We start from the raw sequence: 26,568 nt of genomic DNA on the forward strand, positions 1-26,568 counted from the left end.
GCCGGCGTAGCGGCTCCACCCGATCTCGATCAGCTTCCGCATCCTGATGGATGCGGCGACCCCTGATTATTGCGGCGCACGCCCGCATCCGAGCTAAGGGCCAGACCGGGCCCCGGAGCAGATTTCTTGGTATGAGCAAGTCCCTGCTGCAATCCATCCCGTCGTATACCGATCCCTCCGCCGCCAAGCATGCCGAGGTGGTGCCGGAGCCCGGTGCCGGTTTCGTGCTGACCCCGGTGGTGAAAGATCTCACCGAGCGGGCCCTGACCTATCTCGGCGCGGGCTACTCGATCCACTTCTCGGGCCCCGCGGGAACGGGCAAGACTACCCTCGCCTTCCATGTGGCCGCCCAGTTGGGCCGGCCGGTGTCCCTGATCCATGGCGACGATGAGTTCGGAAGCTCCGACCTGGTAGGTCGCGACGCCGGTTTTCACAAGTTCAAGGTGGTCGACAACTACGTCCATCAGGTGATGAAGACCGAAGAGCAGATGAGCACCCTGTGGGTGGACAACCGCCTCACCACCGCCTGCGAGCTGGGCCACATCCTGATCTATGACGAGTTCACCCGCTCCCGCCCGGAGACCAACAACGCCCTGCTGAGCGTGCTCGGCGAGCGCGTACTCAACCTGCCGAATGTGCGGCGCGACGGAGCGGGCTATCTGGACGTACACCCGGACTTCCGTGCCATCTTCACCTCCAACCCGGAAGAGTACGCGGGGGTACACAAGACCCAGGACGCACTCCTGGACCGGGTCATCACTCTCAACGTAGACCACTACGAGCGTGCGACCGAGATCGCTATCGTCCAGGGCAAGACCGGGATCAAGGGGCAGGACGCGATCCTCATCGTCGATATCATCCGGGAGCTGCGGACGGTCGGGGTGAACAATCACCGGCCTACCATCCGCGCCGCCATCGCCATCGGTAAGATACTGGCCTATCGGGGTATCCCGGCGAACCCGGTCCAAAGGTTCTTTCGCACCGTCTGCCACGACGTGTTCAATATGGACACCTTGAAGGTGACTCGCGAGGGGCAATCCCTGATGCCCGAAGTGGTGGACGAAATCATCGACCGTGTGGGCCGCAAGCCCGGCTACCGGCCCCAGGCAAACAACCAGCGCCGGGCCCCGGCCGCCGGTAAGGAGTAAATCCCTATGCCTTTGGATATCAGGAATCAAAAGATCAAGGGTCTGGCGGACCTCCGCACCAGCGTGAGGCGTGCGGACCACCGTGCCGAGAGCTATAAGGTCTACCTGCGGATTGCCATCCTGGAGATGGAAAAGGCCCACCGTAATGTCGAGCAGCGGCATATCTCGCGACGGGGGCAACTCCTGGATAAACGCTTCCGCGAAATCGACACCGAGAAACGCCAGCTGTTCGAGGCCATGAGCATGCGGGACACCACCCTCAAGGAGCTGCGCCCGGCTCACCAAGAGCGGACGACTGCGCAGCAGGCCGCGCGCCGCGCTGCTGTGGAAGCCAAACGCAAGGCCGATGGGCCGCAGCAGCGCCAGATCGCCAATGCCGAAGAGCAACGGCGGCGCGAGACGAAGGCCGCCCGCGAGCACGGACCGCGGCAGCTGCGGCAAGGATTCAGGTTGCAATATTGAGGGACGTGCTGGCTCCCACGCTGGAGCGTGGGGAGCCAGCCGATAGACCAAACACCTTAAGACACTTTTAGAGTGGTGAATAAAGCCCGTAGGTCGGGTCAGGCCAGGGATGGCCGCCACCCGACGGAGGTGGCTGGCATACGGGGATGGCGCAAGCTTATCCGCCCTACGCGGGCTTTAGGGTGTCGCAGAAGCCCCTTTCCCGCCGGGAGAGAGCCTGCCCCGAGCGCAGCGAGGGGGCCGAGGAGAGGGGGTCAAAGGGCGAAGATCGATGCCTTTTGCGACACCCTCGGAGGGAGAGGGGGGGCAGCGCATGGCGTGCCCGACATACTGCCAGCGGCGATGTTTCCATTTAAACCTTAACCACTACCAAAAGCGGAACCGCCGAGGTTCAGGTTGAGTGTGGGAAAATGATCCAGTTGCTTCGGTCTATCCGCAGGTGACACGGATTTTCACAAATTAAGAAGCTGTCCGGTTAAAAGCAATCCTGAATGATTTGGCGCTGTTTGGGGAAAAAGATCCCTCCTGCGTCGGGACAAGAAAGATCCCTCCTGCGTCGGGACAGGGTTTGACGTGTTGCGTTCGATGCCCAACGGCTCGTTGGTCTACGGCCAGGCCAGTGCCGGCGTCTTAACGCAACCTACACCTACATTATCCCCCGCGCGGCCTGCATGCGCGGACCTCGCCTTAAGGGGCTGTCTAAAAAGGGACCATAGACCGTAGGCTGGGTTGCGGCCAGGGACGGCCAAAACCCAGCAATAACCAAAGCTGGGGTTCGTTTCTCACCCCAGCCTACCGATTTAAAATCAATGGGTTAGTTTTTAGACAGCCTCTAAGTGTATAAGGTTGCGTTAAGCCCGCGTAGGGCGGGAAAGCGCAGCGCATCCCGCCAAAAGCCTAAATCTCCAAGTCCAATAGGCTCAATATCCAGGAGGCTATCAAGCCTGTATGCTTCAATAGACTGAATGCCGTATCCATGAGTGCACAATACCTGTACGCGATCGTCGCCGACCATGCCGTCGGGGATGTCCTAGCCGGACTCGGAAAAGCCGGCATCGGCAAGACCAAGGTCAAGACCCTGGCCGCAGACGGCATCGCTGCCGTGGTCTCCACCTATCGGGGCTCCTCGGTACGGCCGCAACGGACCAACATCGCCGCCCACCAGAAGGTACTGAGCGCGCTGCTGGCGGTGACGACGCCGCTGCCCATCAGCTTCGGGACCATCGCCGAAAACGCCCAGGCCGTCCATACCGCCCTCCGCCACAGCCATGCGGATCTCAAAGCGGCGTTGGAACGGGTCCGCGGCAAGGTAGAGATGGGGCTCAATGTCCGCTGGGATCTGCCGAACATCTTCGAGTACTTCGTCGACCGGCACCCGCCCCTGAGGGCCCTGCGGGACACCCTGTACGCCGGAGATCGGGAGCCCCCACGGGACCGGAAGATCGAGCTGGGCCGGCTGTTCAGTCAACTCCTGGAAGCGGACCGGGAGCGTTACACCGCCCAGGTGGAAGCGGCCCTGCAAGCCTGCTGTGCCGAGATCCGGCGCACAGAGCCCCGTAAGGAGGCCGAGATCATGCGCCTCTCCTGCCTGGTAGAACGCGCCGACCAGGCTACCTTCGAGGCAGCCGTGCTCAAGGCGGCCCAAGCCTTCGACGACCATTACGCCTTCGATTTCAATGGTCCATGGGCGCCGCACAGCTTCGTGGACGTGCCCATTACCCTCTGATGCCCAGGGTAGTGGTAAATCTTTAACCGATAAAGTGATCGATAGTCCAAGTCCACCGAGCCGCATAGCGGCCCAACCTATCCTCTACCATTTAAAGATTTACCACCACCGTCCACTACTACCACATTTCATCTGATTTTGTTGGTTGTCATTTGTCATCTCGACCGCAGGGAGAGAGCTTAGCGAAGCGAGAAATCCTTGTCCCGACGGAGGAAGGATCTCGTGTGTTGAGGACCTCTGCCAAGCCGGGAGATCCCTCGCTACGCTCGGGATGACAGCTCTCTATGGTCGAGATGACAGGGATTGGTTTTACCAGAGAATTTTGATGAAATGGGGTACTACCCTCGATGCTCATCATCGACGACCTGCTGCTGGCACCCTTCAAAGGACTGTATTGGATCGGCAAGGAAATCCATAAAGCCGTGCTCACCGAGCAGGTGTCCCAACGCGAGGCCATTACCACCGCGCTGTCCGAGCTCTATATGGAGCTGGAGACGGGCCGCATCGACGAGGCGGAGTTCGACACCCGCGAGGCCGAGCTGCTCGATGCCCTGGACCGGCTCCAGGAGCCATCCCAGGACGGGGCGTGAAGGGCCCCGAGCTACTCCGACCCGGCAAGTCGCGCCTGGTGTTTTTTGGCGGCAAGGGCGGCGTCGGCAAGACCACCTGCGCCCTGGCGACGGCGCTGCGCTGGGCCCGCGAGGACCCCGATGCCCCCCTGCTGCTGGTTTCCACCGATCCGGCCCACTCCCTGGCAGACTGCCTGGCCGGCGGATCACCGCCGCGCAACCTGCATGTCGAAGAACCGGATGCCGCCGCTGAGCTGGCGGCATTCCGTGCCCGGCATGGCGACCAGCTGCACGAGATCGGGCGGCGCGGCACCTTCCTCGACGATAGCGACATCGACCGCTTCCTGTCCCTCTCCCTCCCCGGACTGGACGAGCTCATGGCCGTCCTGGCGCTCAGCCGTCAGCTATCCGCGGGCCACTACCGAACCGTCCTGGTAGACACCGCCCCCAGCGGCCACACCCTGCGCCTGCTGGCCATGCCGCCGGCCATGCGCCAATGGCTGGATCTGCTGGATACCCTATCGGCGAAACACCGTTACATGAAAGAGGTGTTTCACGGGAGCTACGCGCCCGACGCGCCGGACCGCTTCATCTTGGATTTGGCCGCCGAGCTCGAGACCCTGGAGCAGCTGCTGCGGGACCCGGACCGCTGCCGGTTCGTACCCATCGCCCTGGCCGAGACCCTGGTCCTGGAAGAGACCCTAGACCTGGTCCGTGCCCTGCACGCCGCCGGCATCGCCACCCCGGAGCTGATAATCAACCGATTACATCCCGACCACCCCTGTCCCACCTGCCGGGCCGTGCGGGCCGAGCAATCGGAGTGCCTGGCCCGATACGCCTCGGCGCTCCAGGGCATCGGGTATCTTTGGGGCCTCCCCGTGCAGCCGCAGGAGCCCCGCGGCATCAAGGCCCTGGCCGAATTCTGGGACGAAGTAACACCCATCGACCGAAGTTTCGATTTCCTCAGTAGCTCCCCCGCGACCGCACAGCTGCCGGTCCGGGTCGCAGCGCCCGGCCCCTATCCGGGGCCGGACCAGCGCCTGTTGATCTTCTGCGGCAAGGGCGGCGTGGGCAAGACCACCCTGGCCTGCGCCACCGCCCTGCACATCGCCGCGACCGAGCCCCATCGGCGCACCCTACTCTTCTCCAGTGACCCGGCCCACTCCTTAAGCGACTGCTTGAGGGTCCCCGTCGGAGCCCCCGTCGGACCCAAGCCGGTTGCGCTCTCCCAGGGCTTGGCCGTGATGGAGGTCGATGCGCAGGCCGAGCTCGCGGCCATGCGTTCGGCATACAGCCAAGAGCTGCGGAGCTTCTTCACCAGGCTCTCCTCCAACCTGGATTTCACCTTCGACCGGCGGGTTATGGAACAACTGCTGGATTTCGCTCCCCCCGGCATCGATGAGATCGCGGCCCTCGCGCGCGCCCTGGTGTTCCTGCGGGAAGGCGATTACGACCGGTTCGTGCTCGACGCGGCGCCGAGCGGTCATCTGATCCGGCTGCTCGAGCTACCGGGATTGCTCGATGACTGGTTGCAGGCCATGTTCGAGCTGCTGCTCAAATACAAAGACACCCTCGGCGTCCCGCGTTTCGGCCGGCGCCTGGTGCAATTGTCGAAGGATCTCAAGTTCCTGCGGGGACTGCTCAGGAACCGGGATCAGGCCGGCCTGGTGCTGGTCGCCATTCCCACAGCTCTAGCCCTCCAGGAGAGTCGGGATCTGGTCGCCGCCTGTCGGGCGGCGGGATTGCAGCTCCAACACCTCTTCCTCAACCTGCTCACACCGGCAGGTAGGCTGGGCTGTGCCCACCGACTGACACCGAATGGAGAGTGCCCACGCTGTGCCGCCCAGGCGAGACGTGACAAGACCCTCGCCGAGACCTTCCAGGCCACCTTTCCCGCTACCCCCCAGACCCGGATCTACCGCGGTGATCCACCACGCGGCCTGGCGGCATTGACGACCCTGGGCGCCGCCGGCTTCCGGTCCGACAAGTAGGGTGGGCTGTACCCACCGACTGTGCCCACCGACCGGCAGGCAGGGCAATGCCATTAAGTTAGCTGCTGACCGCTGGTCGTGGTCGATCAGGAGGCGGAAGAGAAAACGACGAAGCTGTCTGGTTAAAATGGATCCGAGCGTCGGGTTGCGTTACGCCGCGTTCGGCGCCGTGCCGGTCCGGGCGCGGTCCGGGGTTATTTGGCGTTGGTTGGGGGGATCGGCGCGTGTTGGGTTACGGCGCGTTCAGCCCTGTCCCGCTGGAGCGCTTCAGGATCGAACCAGCGCGCCTAAGCCCAGCTACACTTAACGCGAGGCCGCGCGGGCCAGCAGCGCAGGGGATGAAATCTGGTGTAGGTGTGTTGAGACGATCCTGTAAGACCTGCCACGCTCACCGCATCCTACGGGTGGAGCGCGTCTGCTGGCTCCCACGCTCCAGCGTGGGAGCAAGCTTGTCCCGACGCAGGAGGGATCTTTCCCCCCAAACCGCGCCGAATCATTCAGGGTAGTGGTAAATTTTTAAATGGTTAGCGGAGAGCGGTTCATTATGCTCCATTGCTTTATTTGATCCCCTCTCTCCGGCTCCCTCCTCCGTCGGGACAGGCTCTCTCCCGGAGGGAGAGGGAGTGCGGTTTGTGGCGTACCCAACCCCCTGCTCGTGGCGATGTTTCCATTTAAACCTTAACCACTACCCAAACAAGAATGTCCATAGGAGTGCGCCGCAGCGCATGGAGGTCCGTATCAGGCGTTGTGCTTGGCAAAGAATTCCTTAGCCCGGTTGTCGATTTCTTCCGGCGTGAGGTCTTCTTTATGGGTAGAGAGGAACCAAAGGTGTCCGAATGGGTCTTCGAGGGTGCCGTTGCGATCGCCGTAGAAGCGGTCTTCCAGCGGTTGGATGATCTTTGCCCCGGCCGCGACGGCCTGCGCAAAAACCTTGTCTACGTCTTCCACGTACAGATGGAGACCCACCGGCGAGCCGCCCAGTGCTCGGGGGCTTTGGAATGCGCCTTCTTCTGCGCAGGGATCGGCCAGCATAATGGTCGAATCCCCGATTTTGAGTTCCGCATGGCCGATCCCACCGCTCGGGGTGGGCATACGGAAGTGCTCGGTTGCGCCGAATGCCCGCTGATAAAAATCAATGGCCGCGGCCGCGCCCTCGATACTCAGGTAGGGGGTGATACTCCGGTAGCCGTCCGGAATCGGTTTTACTGACATCTGCAATCTCCTGTTGTGGGGGATGTTTAGGGCGTGTTGACCTTTAGAAGGTCCGCACAGCGGACCCTACAGGCTTATTTTTTCTCTGGCTCCCACGCTCCAGCGTAGGAGCAAGTCTAGACGCTCCAGCGTCATGAAGCTTTGTCTCGAGCGGAGCGAGGGATCTCGGCCGCTGGAGCGGCCACAACTGCGTTCCCACCTGTCTGCGTGCAGAGACGCACAGGCAGGCGCTGGAGCGTGGGAACGAGCCAGCCGATCACTTGTGGTTCAACAAGCCGGTAGCGGCTACGGCCCATAGCGTCTCCGAGACACTCCGCGGCGCGGAGCTTCCACGTTCCCACGCGGCGCGTGGGAACGAGAGAATAGGTCCGCACAGCGGACCCTACAGGCTTATTTTTCAAGTAGTGTCGGACCCAAATCAAGCTCGGTCTTCCTCCTGAGCCGCCGCCAGCTCGGCCAGCCGGCGCTCGAACCAGTCCGGAAGCCGCTTGTGATCCTGGTGCTCGGGTAGGGCCGCGGCCAGCTGCCGGGCAATCTCCAATCCCTCCGTAAAGGCCTTGCGGGCCTGGTTCCAATCCCCGAGTGCCTGATCGGTCTTGCCCACGTTATTGAGCGAAATGGAAAGATCGCGCAGGGCCTCGGGGGTTTCGCCGACCCGTTGCAGGATGCGGCGGCGGATTTCGAGGGATTCGGTGAAGGCGGTGCGGGCCTGGTTCCAATCGCCGAGTGCCTGATCGGTGTTGCCGATTCTTTCGAGTGAGACCGAGGTCATGAGGAGGGCCTCTGGGGTTTCGCCGAGGCTGGAGGATGCGGCGGTACCGGTACCTCCACGGTGAAAGCGTTACGTTGCGTGCCTGAAAACAATCGCCGAGTGCCTGATCGGTGTTGCCGATTCTTTCGAGTGAAATAGAGAGATCGCGCAGGGCCTCGGGGGTTTCGCCGACCCGTTGCAGGATGCGGCGGCGGATTTCGAGGGATTCGGTGAAGGCGGTGCGGGCCTGGTTCCAATCCCCGAGTGCCTGATCGTGTTTGCCCACGTTATTGAGCGAGACGGAGAGATCGCGCAGGGCCTCGGGGGTTTCGCCGACCCGTTGCAGGATGCGGCGGCTGATTTCGAGGGATTCGGTGAAGGCGTCGCGTGCGCGTTGCCAGTCGCCGGTTGCTGATCGGTCTTGCCCACCTTATTAGGCGAGACGAGATCCATGGAGGCCTCCTGGGACTTCGCCGAGGCGTTTGGAGGAATGCGGCGGCGGATTTCGAGGGACTCGGTGAAGGCGTCGCGTGCGCGTTGCCAGTCGCCGAGTTGCTGATCGGTGTTCGCGACGCATTATATCCAGGCGAGGGCGAGATGCCGGAAATTTCACGAGGTTTTACTTCGAGGCGTTGGAGATACGGCGGCGGTTTTGCAGGAACTCGTCGTGCCGATCGCCGTTGCTGATCAGTCTTGCCCACCTTATTGAGCGAGACCAGAAGAGATCGCGGAGCCTCTGGGGTTTCGCCAGTTGGAGGATACTGACGGCGGATTTCGGGAAGACCAGTAGAGGCGTCGCGTGCGCGTTGCCGATCCGCCGAGTTGCTGATCGGTGTTCCGCGACATTGTCGAAGCAAGAATGAGAGATCGCGGAGACCTCTAAGGGGTTCCGCGAAGGCGTTGGAGGATGCAGCGGCAGTTTCCGAGGACTCGGTAAGCGTTGCAGACCTGTTGCCAGTCGCCGAGTGCCTGATCGGTATTCGCGACATTGTCGAGCAGGACCGAAGAGATCGCGGAGGAGCCTCTGGGGTTTTCGCCGAGGCCGTTGGAGGATGCGGCGGCGGATTTCGGGGACTCGGTGAAGGCGTCGTGCGCGTTACCAGTCGCCGAGTTGCTGATCGGTGTTCGCGACATTGTCGAGCAGACCGAGAGGTCGCGGAGACCTCTGAAGGGTTTCGCCGAAGGCGTTGGAGAGGGATGCGGCGGCGGCTGATTTCCGAGTGCCTCGGTAAAGCGTTGCGTGCCTGGCTCAATCGCCGAGTGCCTGATCGAAATTATTTGCTTAGGTTATTGAGTGAGACCGAGAGGTCGCGCACCAGACCTCTGGGGTTTCGCCGACCCGTTTGCAGGATGCGGCGGCCCGGATTTCGAGGGACTCGGTGAAGGCGTCGCGTGCGCGTTGCCAGTCGCCAGAGTTGCTGATCAGTCTTGCCCGCGTTATTGAGCAGACCGAGAGGTCGCGCCGGGGCTTCCCTGGTGGCTGGAATGATCCGGCAGCCCGCGGCGGGCGATCTTCACCAGCCAGGCAGCGACCGCTGGCTTCTCCGATCCGGCCGCGGTGCGGCAAGGCATCGAAGGCATGTCCGCCGGTGACGCCGCGCGGATACCCTGGTCCGCAGCCGTTGCCGCTCGGACCAGCGCCTGCTCCGGTCTCGCTAAGTGGGAGATCTCAGGACGGTGGGTGGGTGGGTGGGTCCTGGGGCCGCCGTCAGGACGAGCCAGGGCCCGGTCCGGAGGCTGAAGTGGCGGATGGCCCACAGATCCGGGACCAGCCGCTTGATCCGGGCCTGTTCCGCCAGCGGTAGGACCAGGATCAGGGGCTTGGTCAGGGTGCGGCGCAGGGGTTCGCGCTGTTCGTTGAGTCGGGCCAGGAATTGCAGACCGGTCTCTTGCCAGGCGGCCTGCTGCTCGGGTGATAGGCCACCGGGTGGGCGGGTCAGATCCAGCCAGATCGGGGCGTCCAGGGTCCGTTGATACAGAGGCGGATTGAGCAGGCGCGGCAGCAGCCCGGTCAGCAGCGCGTCCGGGGTTTCCGGCGGCGGGATCTTCAGGCCGGTGACGCGCGCCCGATAGATGGCGGCGAGGCGCTCCCGCAGCACATCGATAACGCCGGGCCGGTCGCTGAACAGGAATACCAGGGCAAAGCTGTCACACCATTCCAGGTGTTGCTTGAGGCGCAGCCAGGCGGCCTCGCCTTCCGGGTTGAGAGAGGCCTCGGTCGTCAAGCCCGGTCACCCCTGATACGGATGCTCTCGATTACCGATAACATTGAGCGAGCAGGATCTTCACAGAAGAGTTATCCGCAAATAAACGCAAATGGACGCAAATAAATGCAACGAGATCAAAAACCGTCGGTAATGGTGAGCCGATTCTGACTGATTTACGTTGATTGGTAGTAACAAGCGAAACCGCCGAGGTTCGGATTGAGTATAGGAAAAATGTCCGGTCGCTTCGATCGATCCACAGATTTTCGCAGATTAAAAACGGAACAATCTGTGAGAATCTGCGTAATCTGCGGACACAAAAACATCTGATCTTTTACGACCGATTTGCGTCCATTGGCGTCCATTTGCGGACTCGTGTTATCGGTACTTCGGCACTGCCGTACTATTCTTCGGCACGATGGTCATCTGCGTGGCGTTTGATCTCCTCCAGCAGCAGGGGATGGATGTCATACCAGGGCTCGCCATTGAGGTAGTTCATGATCAGATTCCCGTCCAGGAAGCGAGCCAGATCGGGCAGATCATCCGTGGTCTCCAGGCCGGTGTCCTTGGCAACATGGATGCGGGCGAGCCAGCGGGCGTCGTCCGCGGCGAGGGGCAATAGCTCGTTGCGTAGCTGTTCCTCGGCTCGTTTCACCATTTCCGGGTCCAGATTCGCGTCCGGCCGGGCGATCCGGGCGGTGCTCAGGGTAACGGCGCACTCGCGGATCAGGCGGAAGAAATCCCGCAGGTCGCCGCCGGTGCAGACCGCCAACCGGCGCAATGTGTCCGACGGGATGACATCACGCCAGCCGGCCTGACGCCGGTCGATGATGGCCTCCATGATTTCGAGCCCGGCGGCATCGGGGACGCCCTTGCGGTTGCGCACATGGACATTGGGCCAGGAGACGATGGGGTGACCGCCTAAGGCACGCCCCTGGTTCGGGGACAGGATTTGCAGATAGGGCGGAACCGTGTAGACCAGATGGAGCTGTTTGAAGGCGAGTTTGTCGGCCTGGCCGGAGAAGAGATCCACGACGCTCTCGTGGACCTGTTGGGCCTCGGTGCCCACGCCCCGGATCTGCTCCACCGAATCCACCAGCAGGACTACCTTCAGGTCCGGATCCCCTGCCTCTTTGCGGATGGCCTGGACCAGGTCCACCACATAGTTCTTAGCGTCCTCGATGAGCCGGCTCAGGTGGCCGCGCAGGTGATTTTGGATCCGTTCCTTAAAGTCGGGCTCGTTCTTGAGTTTGAGGCCGAGCTTGGCGGGCGTGAAATCTAGCTTAAATTCATTCAACTGTACCTCGGAGGTCAGGAAATTCTGCAGCCGCTCCCAGTAGCCGTGGGTCAGGGCGCGCAGGCCCGTGTCCTGCTCCACCGCCTGGCCCAGGGCAGTCATCAGGGAGAGTACGAAATCCGACAGCTCCAGGGGCTTAGTCATCAACAGGAAATCCAGCATGTTGACCAGGAACACCTTGGCGCCGCTGTTTGTCTCCAACAGCTGCTTGAGACGCCGCAGCTCGGTGCTCTTGCCGTTGCCGCGAAAGCCGGTGAGCAGGTTGACGCTCTCGGATTCGGACCAGTCCAGGCGTTGCCACAGCATCAGGATGGGGTCCTTCTCCGGCGTCCCCTCCAGGATGGGCACATAGTAGGGGTGGTCCGGCTCCAGGGGCTCGGCGCCCTTGCCGCTCAGGCTTTGGTAGAGATCACGCAGGGGGTCGGCGGTGGTGGTCATTGGAGGGTTCTTTCCTAGATTAAAAGCTTGGAGTGCGGCGGCAGCCGTACGCCGGTGTCTATCAGGAATCTAAGAGGCTGTCTGGTTAAAAGCAATCCTGAATGATTCGGCGCGGTTTGGGGAAAAGATCCCTCCTGCGTCGGGACCAGGTCTGCTCCCACGCTGGAGCCTGGGGAACCAGCCGATATTTAAATGATTTGTTGGGCACGCCACCGTCCAAAGATGCGGTTCGCTGCCTACCTGCCCCGTCCCTGGGGCGGTAGGCAGGCGCTCACCACACCATTGATACGGTTTGCCGCCGGGCGCGTCCCGCGCCCGGCGGCTCACCACATCCTACCGGCTTTGCCCAATCTACGAGCTGAGCCTTTTCCTTCTTCGATGGGATGACTACACGATCACTACCTATTGAGCACTACCATCCACCTGAGTCGGTGGGCACAGCCCACCCTACAGTTAGGTGATGACGTCCGGCTGCGTCCGTCCGGTCCGGGTCTCGATCTGGGCCAGCTCGCGGGCGACGAGGATGAGCGGCCGCATGGCCGCTTGGGTCTCCCAGTTGTGCCGGGTGGCGTCCGGCTCGAAGGACTCCAGGTAGACGCGCAGGGTGGCGCCCTGGGTGCCGGTGCCGGAGAGGCGGTAGATGATGCGCGAGCCCCCTTCCAGGCCGATGCGCAGGCCCTGGCCTCCGGAGCGGCTGCCGTCGATGGGGTCGGTGTAGGCGAAGTCGTCGGCGTATTCGACCCGGTAGTCGCCGAGCTTGGTTCCGGGCAGGCCGGGCAGCAGACGGCGCACGTAGTCCATGAGGTCGCCGGCGGCTTGGGCGTCCATCGCTTCATAGTCGTGCCGGGTGTAGTAGTTGCGCCCGAAGCCGTGCCAGTGTTCCCTGACGATCCGGGCGACGGGTTGCTTGCGGGCCGCCAGCAGATTGATCCAGAACAGCACTGCCCACAGGCCGTCCTTCTCCCGCACATGGTCCGAGCCGGTGCCGAAGCTCTCCTCCCCGCACAGGGTGATGCGCCCGGCGTCGAGCAGATTGCCGAAGAACTTCCAGCCGGTCGGGGTCTCGAAGCAGGTGATGCCGAGGGCCTCGGCCACCCGGTCCGCGGCCTGGCTGGTGGGCATGGAGCGGGCGATACCCGCGATACCGTCCTGATAGCCGGGGATCAGATGGGCGTTGGCCGCCAGTATCGCCAGGCTGTCGCTGGGGGTGACGAAGCAGTCCTTACCCAGGATCATATTGCGGTCGCCATCACCGTCCGAGGCGGCGGCGAAGTCGAGCCCGTCCGCGCCTTTTGTCATGGCTACCAGCTCCTTGGCGTGGGCCAGGTTGGGATCGGGATGGCCCTTACCGAAGTCTTCTAAGGGCTTGCCGTTCATCACGGTGCCCGGCATGGCGCCGATCCGGTTCTCCAGGATCTCGATGGCATAGGGGCCGGTGACGGCGTGCATGGCATCGAAGCGCATCTTGAAGGCCCCGGAATCGAAGAGCCGGCGCATGGCGGTAAAGTCGAACAGGGACTCCATCAGGTCGGCGTAATCCGCCACCGGGTCGATGATCGCCACGGTCATAGCGCCGAGTTTGACTTCGCCGAGGCGGTCCAAGTCCAGGTCCGCCGCCTCCAGGGTCCGGTAGCTGTCGAGCTCGCCGGTGCGGGCATAGATGGCCTCGGTGACCGTCTCCGGGGCCGGGCCGCCGTTGGGGGTATTGAATTTGATGCCGAAGTCTGCGTCCGGGCCGCCGGGATTGTGGCTGGCCGAGAGGATGATGCCGCCTTGGGTCCGGTACTTGCGGATGACGCAGGAAGCGGCGGGGGTGGAGAGGATGCCGCCCTGGCCGACCAGTACTTTGCTCATGCCGTTGGCGGCGGCCATACGCAGTATGATCTGGATGGCGTGGCGGTTGTAGTAGCGGCCGTCACCGCCGAGGACAAGCACGCCGCCCTTGAGGTCTGCCCTGGTATCGAAAATGGCCTGGACGAAGTTCTCCAGGTAGCCGGGTTGCCGGAAGACCTTGACCTTCTTGCGCAGACCGGAGGTGCCGGGGCGCTGGCCGTCGAACGGCCGGGTAGCGATGATTTTCGCATCCATCTCACAAAGCCCTTGATTTGTGTGTGTTGAGACTACATTCATCCCCACGTGCAGGACGTGCGGTTCCGGCAATGGTGGGCACAACCATTAGGTATAGACACAGGCCACTGCCCTGGGTGGGCGCAACCCACCCTACATTAGGCGCAGCCGCCCTCCCATCGCCCACAGGGTGATACGTGCATGATTTTAAGGGCCGGTTCAAGACCGGCCCGACGCGCGAGCTCGCGGCAAGACGGGCGTAACGGGAGCGATCCTGAGCGGGAATCCCGGCCCTCCTACCGGAGGGTTTTTCAGGCTACATTGTATCCTTTCATGTCCGTGCCGCACATGACTTTTTGTTTGATTTGATAAGGGGATAGCAGAAACATGACCCTAGAAGCACACAAGGAAACCCTGGAATTCAAGGCCGAAGTGAGTCAGGTCCTGGACCTGGTCGTCCGCTCCCTTTACTCCAACAAGGAGATCTTCCTGCGGGAGCTGGTCTCCAACGCCTCGGACGCGGCCGAGAAGCTGCGCTTCGAGGCCCTGACCGAGGAGGGGCTGCTCGAAGAGGATCCGGAGCTGCGGGTCCGCGTAGAGCTGGACAAGGAGGCCGGGACCCTGACGGTCTCGGACAACGGCATCGGCCTCAGCCGCCAGGAGGTGACCGAGACCATCGGCAGCATCGCCAGCTCCGGGACCCGCCGTTTCGTCGCGCAGCTGACCGGCGACCAGAGCATGGATGGTCAGCTCATCGGCCAGTTCGGGGTAGGCTTCTATTCCGCCTTCATCGTCGCGGACAAGGTGACCCTGGTCTCACGGCGCGCCGGTCTGGGCCCCGAGCACGGGGTGCGTTGGGAGTCGGACGGGCGGGGGAGCTACACCCTGGAGACGGTGGATAAGCCGGGGCGGGGCACCGATGTGATACTCCACCTGAAGGAGGACGAGCAGGAGTTTCTCGATGCCTGGCGCCTGCGCAGCATCATCGGCAAGTTCTCGGATCACATCGCCCTGCCGGTGGAGATGCGCAAGGAGGCCATGCCCGATGCAGAGGACAAGGACAAAGACAAACAGCAGGACGCGGAGCAGGCGCCGGAGTACGAGCGGGTCAATCAGGGCACGGCCCTGTGGATGCGCGCTAAGTCCGAGATCGAGGACAGCGAGTACCAGGATTTCTACAAACACATCTCCCACGACTTCGACGAGCCCCTGGCCTGGGCCCACAACCGGGTGGAGGGCACCAACGAATACAGCGCCTTGTTGTATCTGCCTAAGCGGGCCCCCTGGGACCTCTGGGACCGGGAGCAGAAGCACGGCGTCAAGCTCTACGTGCGCCGGGTCTTCATCATGGACGAGGCGGACAAGCTCATGCCCCGCTATCTGCGCTTCGTCAAGGGGGTGGTGGATTCCGACGACCTGCCGCTCAATGTCTCGCGCGAGATCCTGCAGCACAACCGCAAGATCGACACCATCCGCCAGGCCAACACCAAGCGCATCCTGGGCCTGTTGGAGTCCATGGCCAAGGACAAGCCGGATGACTACCAGACCTTCTGGAAGGAGTTCGGTACCGTGCTCAAGGAAGGGCCGGCGGAGGACTACGGCAATCGCGAGCGCATTGCCGGCCTGTTGCGGTTCGCGACCACGGCGACCGAGGGCGAGGCCCAGACCGAGACCCTGGACGCCTATATCGAGCGGATGAAGGAGGGCCAGGACAAGATCTATTACATCACCGCCGACAGTCCGGCGGCAGCGCGCCACAGTCCGCACCTGGAGGTCTTCCGCAAGAAGGAACTGGAAGTGCTGCTGTTGTCCGACCGGGTGGACGAGTGGCTGGTCAGCGGTCTGACCGAGTACCGGGGTAAGCACCTACAGTCGGTTACCAAGGGCGATCTGGATCTGGGCGACCTGGCGGACAAGGAAGAGAAGGCGCAGCAGGAGAAAGCGGCCGGTGAGCACGGCAAGCTGTTGGAGAGGCTCAAGAAGGGCCTGGGGGAGCGGGTCGCCGCGGTGCGGGTGAGTACCCGGCTGGTGGACTCTCCTGCCTGTCTGGTGGTGGGAGAGTATGACATGAGCGCTAACCTGGCCCGGGTGCTCAAATCCGTGGGTCAGGAGGCCCCCCACACCCAACCGACCCTGGAGGTCAATCCGAATCACCCGCTGGTGAAACGCCTGGAGGCCGAGGGGGACGAGTCCCGTTTCAACGACTTAGGGATGATCCTGTTCGATCAGGCCCAGCTGGCCGAGGGCGGACAGCTCGATGACCCCGCCGCCTTCGTGGGTCGGCTCAACCAGCTGATGATGAGCATGATGCTCGCCGGGGGTTGACCCCGGCTTCAGGGAAAACTACGAATCGCGCGAATCAACGCGAATCAACGCGAATCGATCCGCGAAAGTTCGCGTGATTCGTGGTTTTCCTTGGCTGTCGGGTTACGGCGCGTTCAGATCCAAGTGGCTCTCTGCAACCGGCAACCACTGTCAGTTGTCGGCTCGGTCCCCACTTTGAGCTTACCCACTACCTAATTGTCGTAGCTCCGCAATCAGTTTGTCCTTTTCTTCCAGTGCCCTGTCCTTCTCCTTAAGGGCCCTGTCCTTCTCCTCCAGGGCCTTGTCCTTCTCCTCCAGAGTTTTGTCCTTCTCCTCCAGAGTCTTGTCCTTCTCCTCCAGGGCCTGGCCCATTCCCGCGATCTGTCGTTCCATATCCTCCAGCTCCGCCAGGATCTCATCCTCCACGTCCATGGTCTGTCTTATCTCCGGCTCGGTGATGGCCCGATTCAACCAGCGGATTACCGGTCGATATTCTTTCGGATAGGCAGCCTCATCAATATTCAGGATATGCTCGTCACCCGATACTATCAGGTGTTGGTCGAAAACGGCCAAGAGTCGTTCCGCGGCCGTTTTGTATTCCGGCCCCAGGTAGGGAATCTGAATCACGAAGCTATCGTGGGTCAGGCTCTCGATGAATTCCTCCCGCGCGGAGATTGCTTGCCCGGTGGCGGCGTCATAGTAGTTTCTGAGCACCTTGATGACCGGCACCTTCACGTGCTTGAGTTGATACCCCAGGAAATAGATGCTGATGATGGGGATAGCCTTTTGGACCTTGCTGTCTCCTTCGAGCGTGAATCCTTGCTTGTATTGTTCCCCGAGATAACGGCGAAAGCGCATGATATCGGCGGCGAACTTGGCCTTTTGGATCTCGATGATGACCTGTTTGATAGCGCCGTTCCGGGCTTTTATCCGGGCGGAAAAATCCAGCCGATATACGGTGAACGAGCGATTTTCCAACGCCATGGAGGTTTCCTGGGGAAGAAAATCCAGTGCCATGATCTCCTCATCCAGGATGGTCGAGAGGATCAAGATGGCGATCTCGTTATTCTGCATAAGATATTTGAATACGACATCGTAGATGGGGTTGGCAATTTGCATCGATTTTCACCTCGATCTTCAGAAATCCACCCCACCTGACCGATCCGATTTCATCACTTGCGGATAAAAAATGTGGTAGTGGCTGAGGTACCCCCACATTATTGCAATCTAAAACAACGAGTTATGGAGCGAATGAGCTGTCACGATGCCCTAATGGCTCGTTCCCACGCTCCAGCGTGGGAATGCCGTTGTGGCCGCTCCAGCGGCCAAGGTTTCATGACGCTGGAGCGTCTGGATTTGCTCCCACGCTGGAGCGTGGGAGCCAGAGGCTGGTTTGTGGGGATACTTCAGTGGTAGTGGTAAATTTTCAAGTGGTAGAAATTCAGAACGACTATCGACTGCCGGATATTCCCACTTGAAACTTACCTATTACCCTCGCCTACTACCCGATTGGTATCAAGGTTTTCCGATCAGGGCAATCAGTTTTGCCCGGACCTCGGCTAATTCGGAGGCAGCGGCCTGTCCCTTGCGACTCGCCTTGCGCGCAACCCAATCGAGGGATTTCACCTGATCGGCCAGCGCCACACTTGGGGGATTACCGGCGATCAGCACCTCGAACGGATAGCCTTTGATCCTTGTTGTCATAGGACAACAGAGCATCAAACCGGTTTTACCGTTATAGGTTGCCGGGCTGAGCACCAGGGCGGGCCGGTGCCCGGCCTGTTCGTGGCCTGCTTGCGGGTCAAAGCCCAGCCACGCAATGTCGCCGGCCTCAGGCAGGTAGCGGCGAGCCATCGGTTAGAGCGCCTCGTTACCGACCGCCGGGCCAGTGCTGACTTCGGCGTGCAAGTTGTCCGAGGTGATTCCGGCCAGCAGCTGCGCAAGATCGTATTCACGTGGGTGCATTGGCTCAATGACGATGTGTCCGTCTTCTGCGCGCACATCTACCGGGTCGTCCAGGTAAAGGCCGGCGGCTTCCATCACGGTGGCGGGGATGCGCACCGAGGCGCTGTTACCCCATTTTTTCACGAGTGTCTGCATTGTGAGTCCTGCGAGTATCTATGATGTAGATACTGTACAAGACCTCGGGAGGCATTACAACGAGGCTCGAAAATCTCTGCGCCCGGCTCATCCCTGTCCGGGTGGGGGTAGCTCGTAGGATGCGGTGAGCGCCTGTCTGCGTGCAGGGACGCACGGGCAAGCAGCGAACCGCATCTTTAGGATGGCCCGTGCCCAACATCCCCATCTGCGGTTGGTTGGCCGCGGGACAGTTTGAACCGAAATTAAGCCCCCACCTCAGCTGGTGGGCCTGGACAACGACCTGATCCGGTCCACCTTCGCATTGCCGCCCGCGGCCCTGAAGAAGGCCCAGGTCGGGTAGAAGGAAGACGTGGGGTGGGCTGTGCCTACCGGGTAGGCGCCGTATTGGTGGGCACAACCCACCCTACTTCGTACCTTCATATCAGCTGTAAACCAGGCCCGGCAGCCAGGTGGCGATCTGCGGCCACAGTGCCAGTGCCCCCAACATCAGCAATTGGATGAGGATAAAGGGAATGGCACCGCGGTAGATGTGGCCGGTCTTGACCTGGGGCGGTGCCACCCCGCGCAGGTAGAACAGGGCGAAGCCGAAGGGCGGGGTCAGGAAGGAGGTCTGCAGGTTGATGGCGATCATCACCCCGAGCCACACCGGGTCCAATCCCATTCCTAGCAGCACCGGCCCCACGATCGGGACCACCACGAAGGTGATCTCGATGAAGTCGAGGATGAACCCGAGCAGGAACATCACCAGCATCACCAGGGCAACGGCGCTTAGGGTACCGCCCGGCAGCCCGCTGAGGAGCTCGGTCACCAGCTCATCACCCCCGAAACCGCGGAACACCAGGGAGAACAGGGCCGCGCCGATGAGGATGAGGAAGACCATGCTGGTGACATTGGTGGTCTGAACCATCACCTCCCGCAGGGTCCCGAGGTCGAGTCGGCGGCGCGACCAGGCCAACAGCATGGCCCCCACCGCCCCCACGGAGGCGGCCTCCGTCGGCGTAGCCACGCCCCAGAGAATGGAGCCCAGCACCGCCACGATCAGCAGCAAAGGGGGCAGGAGCACCAGGAGCACCCGTCGCCACAGCACGCCCGGCGCGATCGTCCGCTCGGATTTGGGGATGGCCGGCACGGCCTCAGGACGCAGCCAGGCCACCCCGAGCAGGTAGAGCAGGTACAGCAGCACCAACACCAGTCCAGGGATGAGGGCGCCGACGAACAGGTCCCCGACCGATACCGTCTCCGGTGCGAACAGTCCCATATCGAGTTGGGCCTGCTGGTAGGCAGCGGAGAGCACGTCACCCAGGAGCACCAGGACGATGGACGGCGGGATGACCTGACCCAGGGTTCCGGAGGCGCAGATGGTGCCCGCGGCGATCCCCGGGCTGTAGCCGCGCCGTAACATGGTGGGCAGGGACAGCAGACCCATGGTCACCACGGTAGCGCCCACGATCCCGGTGCTGGCCGCGAGCAGCATCCCCACCAGGGTCACGGAGATCCCCAGACCACCGCGCAAGGGTCCGAACAACATGGCCATGGTGTCCAACAGGCTCTCCGCCACCTGCGAGCGTTCGAGCATCACGCCCATGAATACGAACAGGGGCACGGCGATCAGGGTCTCGTTGGTCATGACCCCGTAGATCCGGTTGGGAAGGGCGGCGATGAAGGCCGGATCGAACAGACCGAACCAGTCTCCCACCAGGGCGAAGACCAGCGCCGTCCCGCCCAGGGACAGGGCCACCGGATAGCCGGCCAGGAGCACCAAGCCCACCCCCAGGAACAGAAACAGGGGCATGAGCTCAAGCATTGCCGTCGTCCTCGTCCGGCGGGGGGATCCCCTGGACACCGGCCAAAAAGAACCCGGTACGCAGAATCCAGGCCAACCCCTGGATCAGCACCAGGGCCGGCATGACGATCATCAGGGTCTTGAGCAGATAAACGGCGGGAATGCCTCCCGCCTCCCGCGAGCCTTCCATGACCTCCCAGGACTTGCGTACATAGTCCCAGCCGACCCAGGCGATGAAGATACAAACCGGTATCAGGAGCAGCAGCGTACCCAGGAGGTCCACCCAGGCGCGTCCCCGCCGGGACAACTTCTGATAGAAGATATCCACCCGCACATGGCCGTTACGCCGCAAGGTATAGGCCGCCCCGAGCGTGAACAGGGCGGCGTGCATATAGGTCACCGACTCCTGCATGGCGATCCAGCCCAGATCGAAGACGTAGCGCAGCACCACCACCAGGAAGGCGATCAGCACCATGAAGAAGGAAAGCCAGGAGACGAGGCGCCCGGTCCGGTCGGCGACCGCTTCCAGGGCGGCAACCAGGGAGCGCAGGGTGACACCGTTCCCTGGGGGCGACACGCGCTTAAGTCTCATCGGCGGTCTCGTTGATAAGCGTGCGCCGGGGAGTCAGACGGGACATATTCTGGGTTGGGTAAAGATGCGCCGCTGTGGCGGTGCCCACGTCCGACCCTAGGATCCCGTTTCTGCATATTTTGCACGTAACCCGTAGGGCGGGAAAGCGTAGCGCATCCCGCCTTCAACCGTTCACCACATCATCGATGCGGTTCGTGCCTCCTCGGGATGCCATCCTGTAAGACCTACCGCGCTCACCGCACCATCGATGCGGTTCGCGCCACCCGGCAGTGCCATCCTGAAGGATCTCCCGCGCTCACCGCATCCTACGGGATTTGCCCGACCTACCAGCTGAACAACACCCACTGGGGTAACGCATTGTTCCACACCCGATCCCTGCGGGCATCGAGTTGGCCGTCCCCCGTGGTGTCCAGGAGATAGTAGGGGGGGCCGATCTGGGGCTGCACCTTTACCATATAGAGCCGACCGCGCACCCGATACTCGTAGATGGTGTCCTGCCCGGTCTCGATGATGGTGACCTGGGGCTCCACCGTCTCGCCTTGATAGGCCGGAGGCGGTAGCTCGGGCGGCTCCGGGTAGGCCTTGGGCTCGGTTCCGCTGTGGACCGCCGCCGGCAACGCGGCGGTAGCAATGGAGGCGGCGGTAAGGATCAATCGTTTCATCTGGCGTGCGGTCCCGGTCGGCTTGGAAGAAGGTATGTTAATGGAAAGGGGAGGGGATTGCCCATCGAAAAACCGAACCTACAGGGCGAACGTCCATCAAGCCTCCCGAAGAAGATCGGTGCCTTTTGTGACACCCTCGGTGGGAGAGGGGCGAAGCTCATAGGTTGGGCAAAGCCGGTAGGATGTGGTGAGCGCCTGCCTACCGCCCCATGGACGGGGCAGGTAGGCAGCGAACCGCATCTTTGGACGGCGGTGTGCCCAACAAATCATTTAAATATTAACCACTACCCCCCAGAGAGTTAGCCAAGGAGCATCTGCGTCGGATGATCCGGTAGTGGCTCAGTTCGCGAAAAAACGGAAATTGTGAAAAAACGCAATGACGCAAGGACGCCAAGACGCAAAGAAAGAACAAAGAAACTTTGCGTCTTGGCGCCATTGCGTCGTGGCGTTAAATGGGCCGGAAAGTGAGCGGCCAAGCATAAAATTTTCAAACTGAGCCACTGCCGATGATCCGGGTAAACTGCGGTGCGAAGGAGATTCTGGTAGTATCGGATCTCATTTCTTCCAATCGGGTGGAGCCAATGGCCGTCGTAGAGCTGAGCAAAGACAACTTCGAGCAGACAATCAAAGACAAGGATTTCGTGATCGTGGATTTCTGGGCGTCTTGGTGTGCACCCTGCCGTTCGTTCGCCCCCGTGTACGACAAGGTCTCGGAAGATCATGACGATATCCTGTTCGCCAAGATCAACACGGAAGAGGAGCAGGAGATTGCCGCCCACTTCCAGATCCGCTCCATCCCTACCCTGATGATCTTCCGCGAGCAGGTTATCGTCTTTGCCCAGCCGGGGGCGCTTCCCGAAGCCGCGTTCCGCCAGCTCCTGGAGCAGGCAAAGGGGCTCGACATGGCCGAGGTGCGTAGGCAGGTCGCAGCCCAAGCGCAGGCGATCGCCTGACGTCCATGTTGCACCATGCAGGCGCCCCGGTACCCCTGGAAAACGGTTCTTATCGGGTCGGGGCGCCCGACGGTCGGTAATCTGATGGACCTGTGCGAGGAGAACTACCGCGCCTTGCTGCGGTTGGTCCCCGATCTGCGTGGGCTCCAAGGTGAGGCGTGTTCGGTCGTCGGCCGGGATCAGGACCTTTTCCTGGAAGTCCTGGAGCAGGCACCCTACACGACATTGCTGCGGCTTACCTATTACTTTCCACACCACGACGGCAAGCTCCATAGGACCCCAGATCCCGATCCGGATACCCTGCTGCGCGCCTATCATGACGCCGGTCAGGTGGAGGTCTTGGGTCTGCGCCAGACGGCGCTGCCGGTTCACACGCATTACCCGTATCCCGCCCTGGAGGCCAAATGGAAGGTCAACCTGTTCTTGTCCAGATGGTTGGCCTTCTGTCTCGCGCGGGGGTACCGGTTCTCCACCGAACCGGAGGCGCCCGTCAACCCGGCAGCCAAGGCATTGGCTCCGATCCTGCTTTAGCCCGTATATCTCCAGGGCAAGGACGCAACCAGACTAGTGGCTGGTAGCTGGACTCGAGGACGGGCTTGTACTCCGCAGCGGGGGAGGTCAGTATAATGCGGAATGGGTCCGCAGACCGCCTGATTGTGATACCGCCTGAACCTGCTGCCGGGAGCCCTTCCGACGCGGGATCGCATGGATACCCAGCTCGACAGACTCCCATATGTCAGTAACGTCATGTATATGGAAGGGAACCGACCAGATGACCGCCAAGAAATCAGCACCGACCACCCAACCAACCACCGGTAAGGAATCGCAGAAAACAACGACTGCTCGTGCGGATACCTCGAAGCCGGAGCCTGCCGCAAAGACGCCTCCAGGCACCCAGGCACAGTCGGCTTCGGCTGCCGGATCGACCGCCGGCAAAGGCTCGAAGAAGACAAGGGCCACTCGTGCGGACGCCTCGAAGCCGGAGTCTGCCGCAAAGACGCCTCCAGGTACTCAGGCACAGTCGGCTTCAGCCGCCGGATCGACCGCCGGCAAAGGCTCGAAGAAGACAAGGGCCGCTCGTGCGGACGCCGCGAAGCCGGGGCCTGCCGCAAAGACACCTCCAGGCACCCAGGCACAGCCGGCTTCGGCTGCCGATTCGGCGGTGACCGCCGACGCCAAGGCAAAGCCGGTGGTGCCCAACGCATTGGTCCAGCCCCCGCCTCGCGAGCAGACCGTTGGCCCCGATGCTGCCGGCAGCTCCGACGGCCCGACCGTCCATTCCGCGATCGATGCCATGGCGGTCATGAAGCAGGCCGCAACCGATAAGGACGCCGCTCAAGCCCGGACCGGCAAGGGTGCGCCACATGTCTCCGCGGCCCAGGCGATCGCCAAGGCGGCCGTCCGGGATCATCCGGTCCAGCCCCAGCCGCCGCGCAAACCGGTTGCAGCAAAAAAGAAGCCGGCGCCGCCCCGAAGAACCGCCGATCTTCCGCAAGAGCCCAAGGGGCCCATCGGTGGTATCGGGGCCGAGGGGTTGCCCCCGCCCGTGGTGGACACCCGGGATGTGGAGGCCCTGCTCAACGCGGAGCATGCGGATCCGTTCGCCTTCCTCGGGATGCATGCGGCCACGACCCCGGGGGCGGTGACGGTGCGGGTTTTCGTGCCCGAGGCAAGCGCCGTGGAAGTCCTGGACATTGCCACCGGCAAGGCGGTGGCGGCCCTGCAACAGGTCCATGACGAAGGCCTGTTCGTCGGCACGATCCAGGGGCGGGGAGGGCCTTTTCCCTATCGGCTGCGAGTAAGGACCCCCGAAGGCGAGCAAGCGATCGAAGACCCCTATCGCTTCCCACCCGTGCTCAGTGATGCCGACGCGCGCGCACTGAGTGAAGGCACCCACTGGTCGAGCTACCGGATTTTGGGCGCGCATCCCACCGAGGTCGAAGGCGTCGCAGGGGTCGCCTTTGCGGTTTGGGCGCCACATGCCGCTCGCGTGGCCGTAGTGGGCGATTTCAACGGGTGGGACGGGCGCCGGCACGGTATGCGCCTGCGCCACGAATGTGGGGTGTGGGAGATCTTCATTCCGGGTGCGGCCAGCGGCGATCTCTACAAATACGAAATCAAGGCCGCGCCGGGTGCCGATTCGGTACTCAAATCCGATCCCTATGCCCTGGGTGCCGAGCGTCCTCCCGGCTCCGCTTCGCTGGTCCGGGAGCTGGGAACCTACCGCTGGCGCGATGGCGCCTGGCTCGAGCGGAGAAGGCAAAAACAAGGTCGAGAGACGCCCTTGACCTTCTATGAGGTCCATCCGGGTTCATGGCGCAGAAAGCCGGAAGAGGACCACCGCTGGCTCAGCTATCGCGAGCTGGCGGACGAGTTGGTGGAATACGTCACCGATCTCGGCTTTACGCACATCGCCTTGCTGCCGGTCAGCGAGCATACGTTCGATGATACCGTAGGCTTTTTGCCCTCGGCCTTGTTCGCCCCCACCAGCCGCTACGGCAGCCCGGATGACTTCCGGTATCTGGTCGATACCTGCCACCGTGCCGGCATCGGCGTCGTCGTCGACTGGGTGCCCAATTTCCTGTCGAGCGAGCCCCAGGGACTGGCCCGGTTCGACGGGACCGCACTCTACGAGGACGCCGACCCTCACCATCGCCGGGACCCGGATTGGGATATGCCCCTCTACAACCTCGGCAGCCCGACGGTGGTCAACTACCTGCTCGCCAATGCCCTGTACTGGCTCGACCAATTCCATCTGGACGGACTGAAAATCGATAGCCTCGCCAAGCTGCTCTACCTCGACTATGGGCGCGGCGAAGGCCAATGGGTACCCAACAAAGACGGTGGCAACGAGAGTCTGGAGGCCCTCGCTTTCATCCGTCGGTTGACCACGCTGGTCGGTGACAAGTATCCCGACGTCTTGATGATTGCCGAGGATTCGTCCCTGCGCAAGGGGATCACCGGCGCCGTGAAAGCCGGGGGTCTGGGTTTCAGCCTCCGTTGGAACTCCGCGTGGGCCTACGACACCCTGCGTTATCTGGGTCGTCACCCCGTACACCGGAAGTATTATCACTATGAGCTGATCAATCCCCTCAATTTCGCCTTCGACGAACAGTTCGTACTGCCGATCTCCCACGACCATGTCTCCATCGGTCAGGGCGCCATGATCAACAAGATTCCGGGGGACCGCTGGCAGCAGTTCGCCACCTTACGGGCCTGGCTGGGTCTGACCTACGCCATGCCGGGGAAGAAACTCATGTTCATGGGCACGGAGTTCGCCCAGAACCGGGAATGGAACAGCACCATCAGCCTGGACTGGCATCTACTTCAGGATCCGATGCACCTGGGGGTGCAGCGGCTCATTCGCGATTTCAACCAGCTGGTGCGCGAGACCCCGGCATTGCACGAGCTGGATGCCGAAGCGAGCGGTTTTGAATGGATCGATACCAATGACGAGGATTGCAGCATCCTTTCCTGCGCCCGTTACGCCAAAGACCGGAGCGAGTTCGTGATCGCGGTGACCCATTTTACCCCGGTGGTGCGGCCCAACTACCGGATCGGGGTGCCCGAGGAGGGCTACTATCGAGAGGTGTTGAACACCGACGCCGAGGTCTATGGTGGCGGTAATTGGGGCAGCGAGGGCGGCGCGAGGACGGAACGGCATGGGATCCACGGCCGTGAGTACTCCATCTGTCTCACCCTTCCCCCCTATGCCACGGTGGTGCTCAAATTTCAGCGGGACGCTGTCACGAATAAAATGAGTGCCAGATGACCGAAGAACAGGACGCAACGGAGCCGGATTGGAGCAGTTCGCTGCGCTTGGAGCTGACCCCCGCCCTGCTCATCCATGCCTTGATGGCGACCGCCTCGACCGTTCACACCGGCTGGTCGAGCTGTATCGATGAGAAGCTGGTGGTTGCCAGCGTGCTGTCCATGGACGATACGGCAGGTAACTATATTCGGCTCGCCGAGCAGGAGTTCTACGAGGACGAGGATCCGAAGATGGTTTGGCACGACTGGACCCTGGAGATCCGCATCGCCAATGTGCTGACCATCGGTCACTGGCAGATCCCGGCCTCGGTGTCGCCGATGGAATGGGCGTGGCACGCCGGGGAGGCGGAGCAGGCGTTCGAGCGGGCCTGTCTGCTCGTGGGGCGGCGGGTCCACAAAGGTCTCGTAGTGGACGAGCCGGCGCCTTCGGAGTCGGTGCCGCCCCGCTTCAGCCGCCATTGAGCCGCACTTGCGGGGCGCACAAGATCCGGGGTTCCCGGCACGTCTTGTAACCTAAGAGGCTGTCTGGTTAAAAGCA

22 protein-coding genes and 1 pseudogene are annotated in these 26,568 nt (G+C 62.2%); 10 read left to right on the top strand and 13 right to left on the bottom strand.

Annotated features, from left to right (window positions below):
* The first annotated feature begins 131 nt into the window (after positions 1 to 131).
* The 5 genes from gvpN (at position 132) to E1958_RS13245 (ending at position 5,896) form a co-directional block, all read left to right on the top strand.
* Complete coding sequence (gvpN, locus tag E1958_RS13225; protein ID WP_133512286.1) at positions 132 to 1,148, top strand: gas vesicle protein GvpN; 1,017 nt, start codon at positions 132 to 134, stop codon at positions 1,146 to 1,148.
* Positions 1,149 to 1,154: 6 nt separating this feature from the next.
* Positions 1,155 to 1,610: a hypothetical protein gene (locus E1958_RS13230; protein WP_133512287.1), complete on the top strand. Its 456-nt coding sequence runs from the start codon at positions 1,155 to 1,157 to the stop codon at positions 1,608 to 1,610.
* Positions 1,611 to 2,586: 976 nt separating this feature from the next.
* Positions 2,587 to 3,336, top strand: coding sequence for a GvpL/GvpF family gas vesicle protein (locus E1958_RS13235; RefSeq protein ID WP_133512288.1), 750 nt, complete (start codon positions 2,587 to 2,589; stop codon positions 3,334 to 3,336).
* A gap of 347 nt (positions 3,337 to 3,683) precedes the next feature.
* A complete protein-coding gene (locus tag E1958_RS13240) occupies positions 3,684 to 3,926 on the top strand; it encodes a gas vesicle protein GvpG (RefSeq protein WP_133512289.1) in 243 nt (80 codons plus the stop codon).
* Positions 3,923 to 5,896 carry an ArsA family ATPase gene (locus E1958_RS13245; RefSeq protein ID WP_133512290.1) on the top strand — a complete coding sequence of 658 codons (1,974 nt, stop codon included), beginning with the start codon at positions 3,923 to 3,925 and terminating at the stop codon, positions 5,894 to 5,896. Before E1958_RS13240 ends, E1958_RS13245 begins: the two co-directional genes overlap by 4 nt.
* Positions 5,897 to 6,634: 738 nt before the next feature.
* On the opposite strand, the gene E1958_RS13250 is transcribed toward E1958_RS13245, so the two are convergent.
* The 7 genes and pseudogenes from E1958_RS13250 to E1958_RS13280 form a co-directional block, all read right to left on the bottom strand.
* A complete protein-coding gene (locus E1958_RS13250; RefSeq protein ID WP_089728434.1) occupies positions 6,635 to 7,108 on the bottom strand; it encodes a VOC family protein in 474 nt (157 codons plus the stop codon).
* Between the two features lie 418 nt (positions 7,109 to 7,526).
* Positions 7,527 to 7,880 (bottom strand): tetratricopeptide repeat protein, encoded by a 354-nt coding sequence (locus E1958_RS21325; protein WP_133512291.1) that lies wholly within the window; start codon positions 7,878 to 7,880, stop codon positions 7,527 to 7,529.
* Between the two features lie 157 nt (positions 7,881 to 8,037).
* A pseudogene (locus E1958_RS22050) lies at positions 8,038 to 8,145 on the bottom strand (hypothetical protein); the annotation flags it as partial.
* Positions 8,146 to 8,738: 593 nt separating this feature from the next.
* Positions 8,739 to 8,993, bottom strand: a complete 255-nt coding sequence (locus E1958_RS13265) for a hypothetical protein (RefSeq protein ID WP_133512292.1) — start codon at positions 8,991 to 8,993, stop codon at positions 8,739 to 8,741.
* Between the two features lie 521 nt (positions 8,994 to 9,514).
* Positions 9,515 to 10,084, bottom strand: a complete 570-nt coding sequence (locus E1958_RS13270; protein ID WP_133512293.1) for a hypothetical protein — start codon at positions 10,082 to 10,084, stop codon at positions 9,515 to 9,517.
* Positions 10,085 to 10,466: 382 nt separating this feature from the next.
* Positions 10,467 to 11,798: a hypothetical protein gene (locus tag E1958_RS13275; RefSeq protein ID WP_133512294.1), complete on the bottom strand. Its 1,332-nt coding sequence runs from the start codon at positions 11,796 to 11,798 to the stop codon at positions 10,467 to 10,469.
* Between the two features lie 453 nt (positions 11,799 to 12,251).
* Positions 12,252 to 13,886 (bottom strand): alpha-D-glucose phosphate-specific phosphoglucomutase, encoded by a 1,635-nt coding sequence (locus E1958_RS13280; protein WP_133512295.1) that lies wholly within the window; start codon positions 13,884 to 13,886, stop codon positions 12,252 to 12,254.
* Between the two features lie 366 nt (positions 13,887 to 14,252).
* On the opposite strand from E1958_RS13280, the gene htpG reads away from it, so the two are divergent.
* Positions 14,253 to 16,190, top strand: coding sequence for a molecular chaperone HtpG (gene htpG, locus E1958_RS13285; protein WP_133512296.1), 1,938 nt, complete (start codon positions 14,253 to 14,255; stop codon positions 16,188 to 16,190).
* Between the two features lie 180 nt (positions 16,191 to 16,370).
* Here htpG and E1958_RS13290 read toward each other — a convergent pair whose 3' ends face one another.
* From E1958_RS13290 to E1958_RS13315, 6 genes are all read right to left on the bottom strand, one after another.
* Positions 16,371 to 17,288: a hypothetical protein gene (locus E1958_RS13290; protein WP_133512298.1), complete on the bottom strand. Its 918-nt coding sequence runs from the start codon at positions 17,286 to 17,288 to the stop codon at positions 16,371 to 16,373.
* 396 nt (positions 17,289 to 17,684) lie between these two features.
* The gene (gene mazF, locus E1958_RS13295; protein WP_089730137.1) at positions 17,685 to 18,023 is read right to left on the bottom strand and encodes an endoribonuclease MazF; all 339 of its coding nucleotides are present in this window, start codon (positions 18,021 to 18,023) and stop codon (positions 17,685 to 17,687) included.
* Between the two features lie 3 nt (positions 18,024 to 18,026).
* Complete coding sequence (locus tag E1958_RS13300; protein ID WP_133512299.1) at positions 18,027 to 18,269, bottom strand: AbrB/MazE/SpoVT family DNA-binding domain-containing protein; 243 nt, start codon at positions 18,267 to 18,269, stop codon at positions 18,027 to 18,029.
* A gap of 421 nt (positions 18,270 to 18,690) precedes the next feature.
* Entirely contained in the window at positions 18,691 to 20,073 is a 1,383-nt protein-coding gene (locus E1958_RS13305; RefSeq protein WP_133512300.1) for a TRAP transporter large permease, read from the bottom strand.
* Complete coding sequence (locus E1958_RS13310) at positions 20,066 to 20,644, bottom strand: TRAP transporter small permease subunit (RefSeq protein ID WP_133512301.1); 579 nt, start codon at positions 20,642 to 20,644, stop codon at positions 20,066 to 20,068. The genes E1958_RS13305 and E1958_RS13310 overlap by 8 nt, the downstream gene beginning before the upstream one ends.
* Positions 20,645 to 20,967: 323 nt before the next feature.
* Positions 20,968 to 21,306 (bottom strand): DUF2782 domain-containing protein, encoded by a 339-nt coding sequence (locus tag E1958_RS13315; protein ID WP_133512302.1) that lies wholly within the window; start codon positions 21,304 to 21,306, stop codon positions 20,968 to 20,970.
* Between the two features lie 581 nt (positions 21,307 to 21,887).
* Here E1958_RS13315 and trxA point away from each other — a divergent pair.
* The 4 genes from trxA to E1958_RS13335 all read left to right on the top strand — a co-directional run bounded on the left by trxA (position 21,888) and on the right by E1958_RS13335 (position 26,492).
* Positions 21,888 to 22,259 (top strand): thioredoxin, encoded by a 372-nt coding sequence (trxA, locus tag E1958_RS13320; RefSeq protein ID WP_133512303.1) that lies wholly within the window; start codon positions 21,888 to 21,890, stop codon positions 22,257 to 22,259.
* 15 nt (positions 22,260 to 22,274) lie between these two features.
* Positions 22,275 to 22,790 carry a DUF1249 domain-containing protein gene (locus tag E1958_RS13325; protein WP_133512304.1) on the top strand — a complete coding sequence of 172 codons (516 nt, stop codon included), beginning with the start codon at positions 22,275 to 22,277 and terminating at the stop codon, positions 22,788 to 22,790.
* Between the two features lie 241 nt (positions 22,791 to 23,031).
* Positions 23,032 to 26,031: a 1,4-alpha-glucan branching protein GlgB gene (glgB, locus tag E1958_RS13330; RefSeq protein ID WP_208108598.1), complete on the top strand. Its 3,000-nt coding sequence runs from the start codon at positions 23,032 to 23,034 to the stop codon at positions 26,029 to 26,031.
* Entirely contained in the window at positions 26,028 to 26,492 is a 465-nt protein-coding gene (locus E1958_RS13335) for a hypothetical protein (RefSeq protein ID WP_133512305.1), read from the top strand. The genes glgB and E1958_RS13335 overlap by 4 nt, the downstream gene beginning before the upstream one ends.
* Positions 26,493 to 26,568: the final 76 nt, after the last annotated feature.

Origin of the sequence: Candidatus Thiosymbion oneisti (assembly GCF_004359955.1) — a bacterium.
In the GTDB taxonomy this organism is placed as follows: Bacteria; Pseudomonadota; Gammaproteobacteria; order Chromatiales; family Chromatiaceae; genus Thiosymbion; species Thiosymbion oneisti.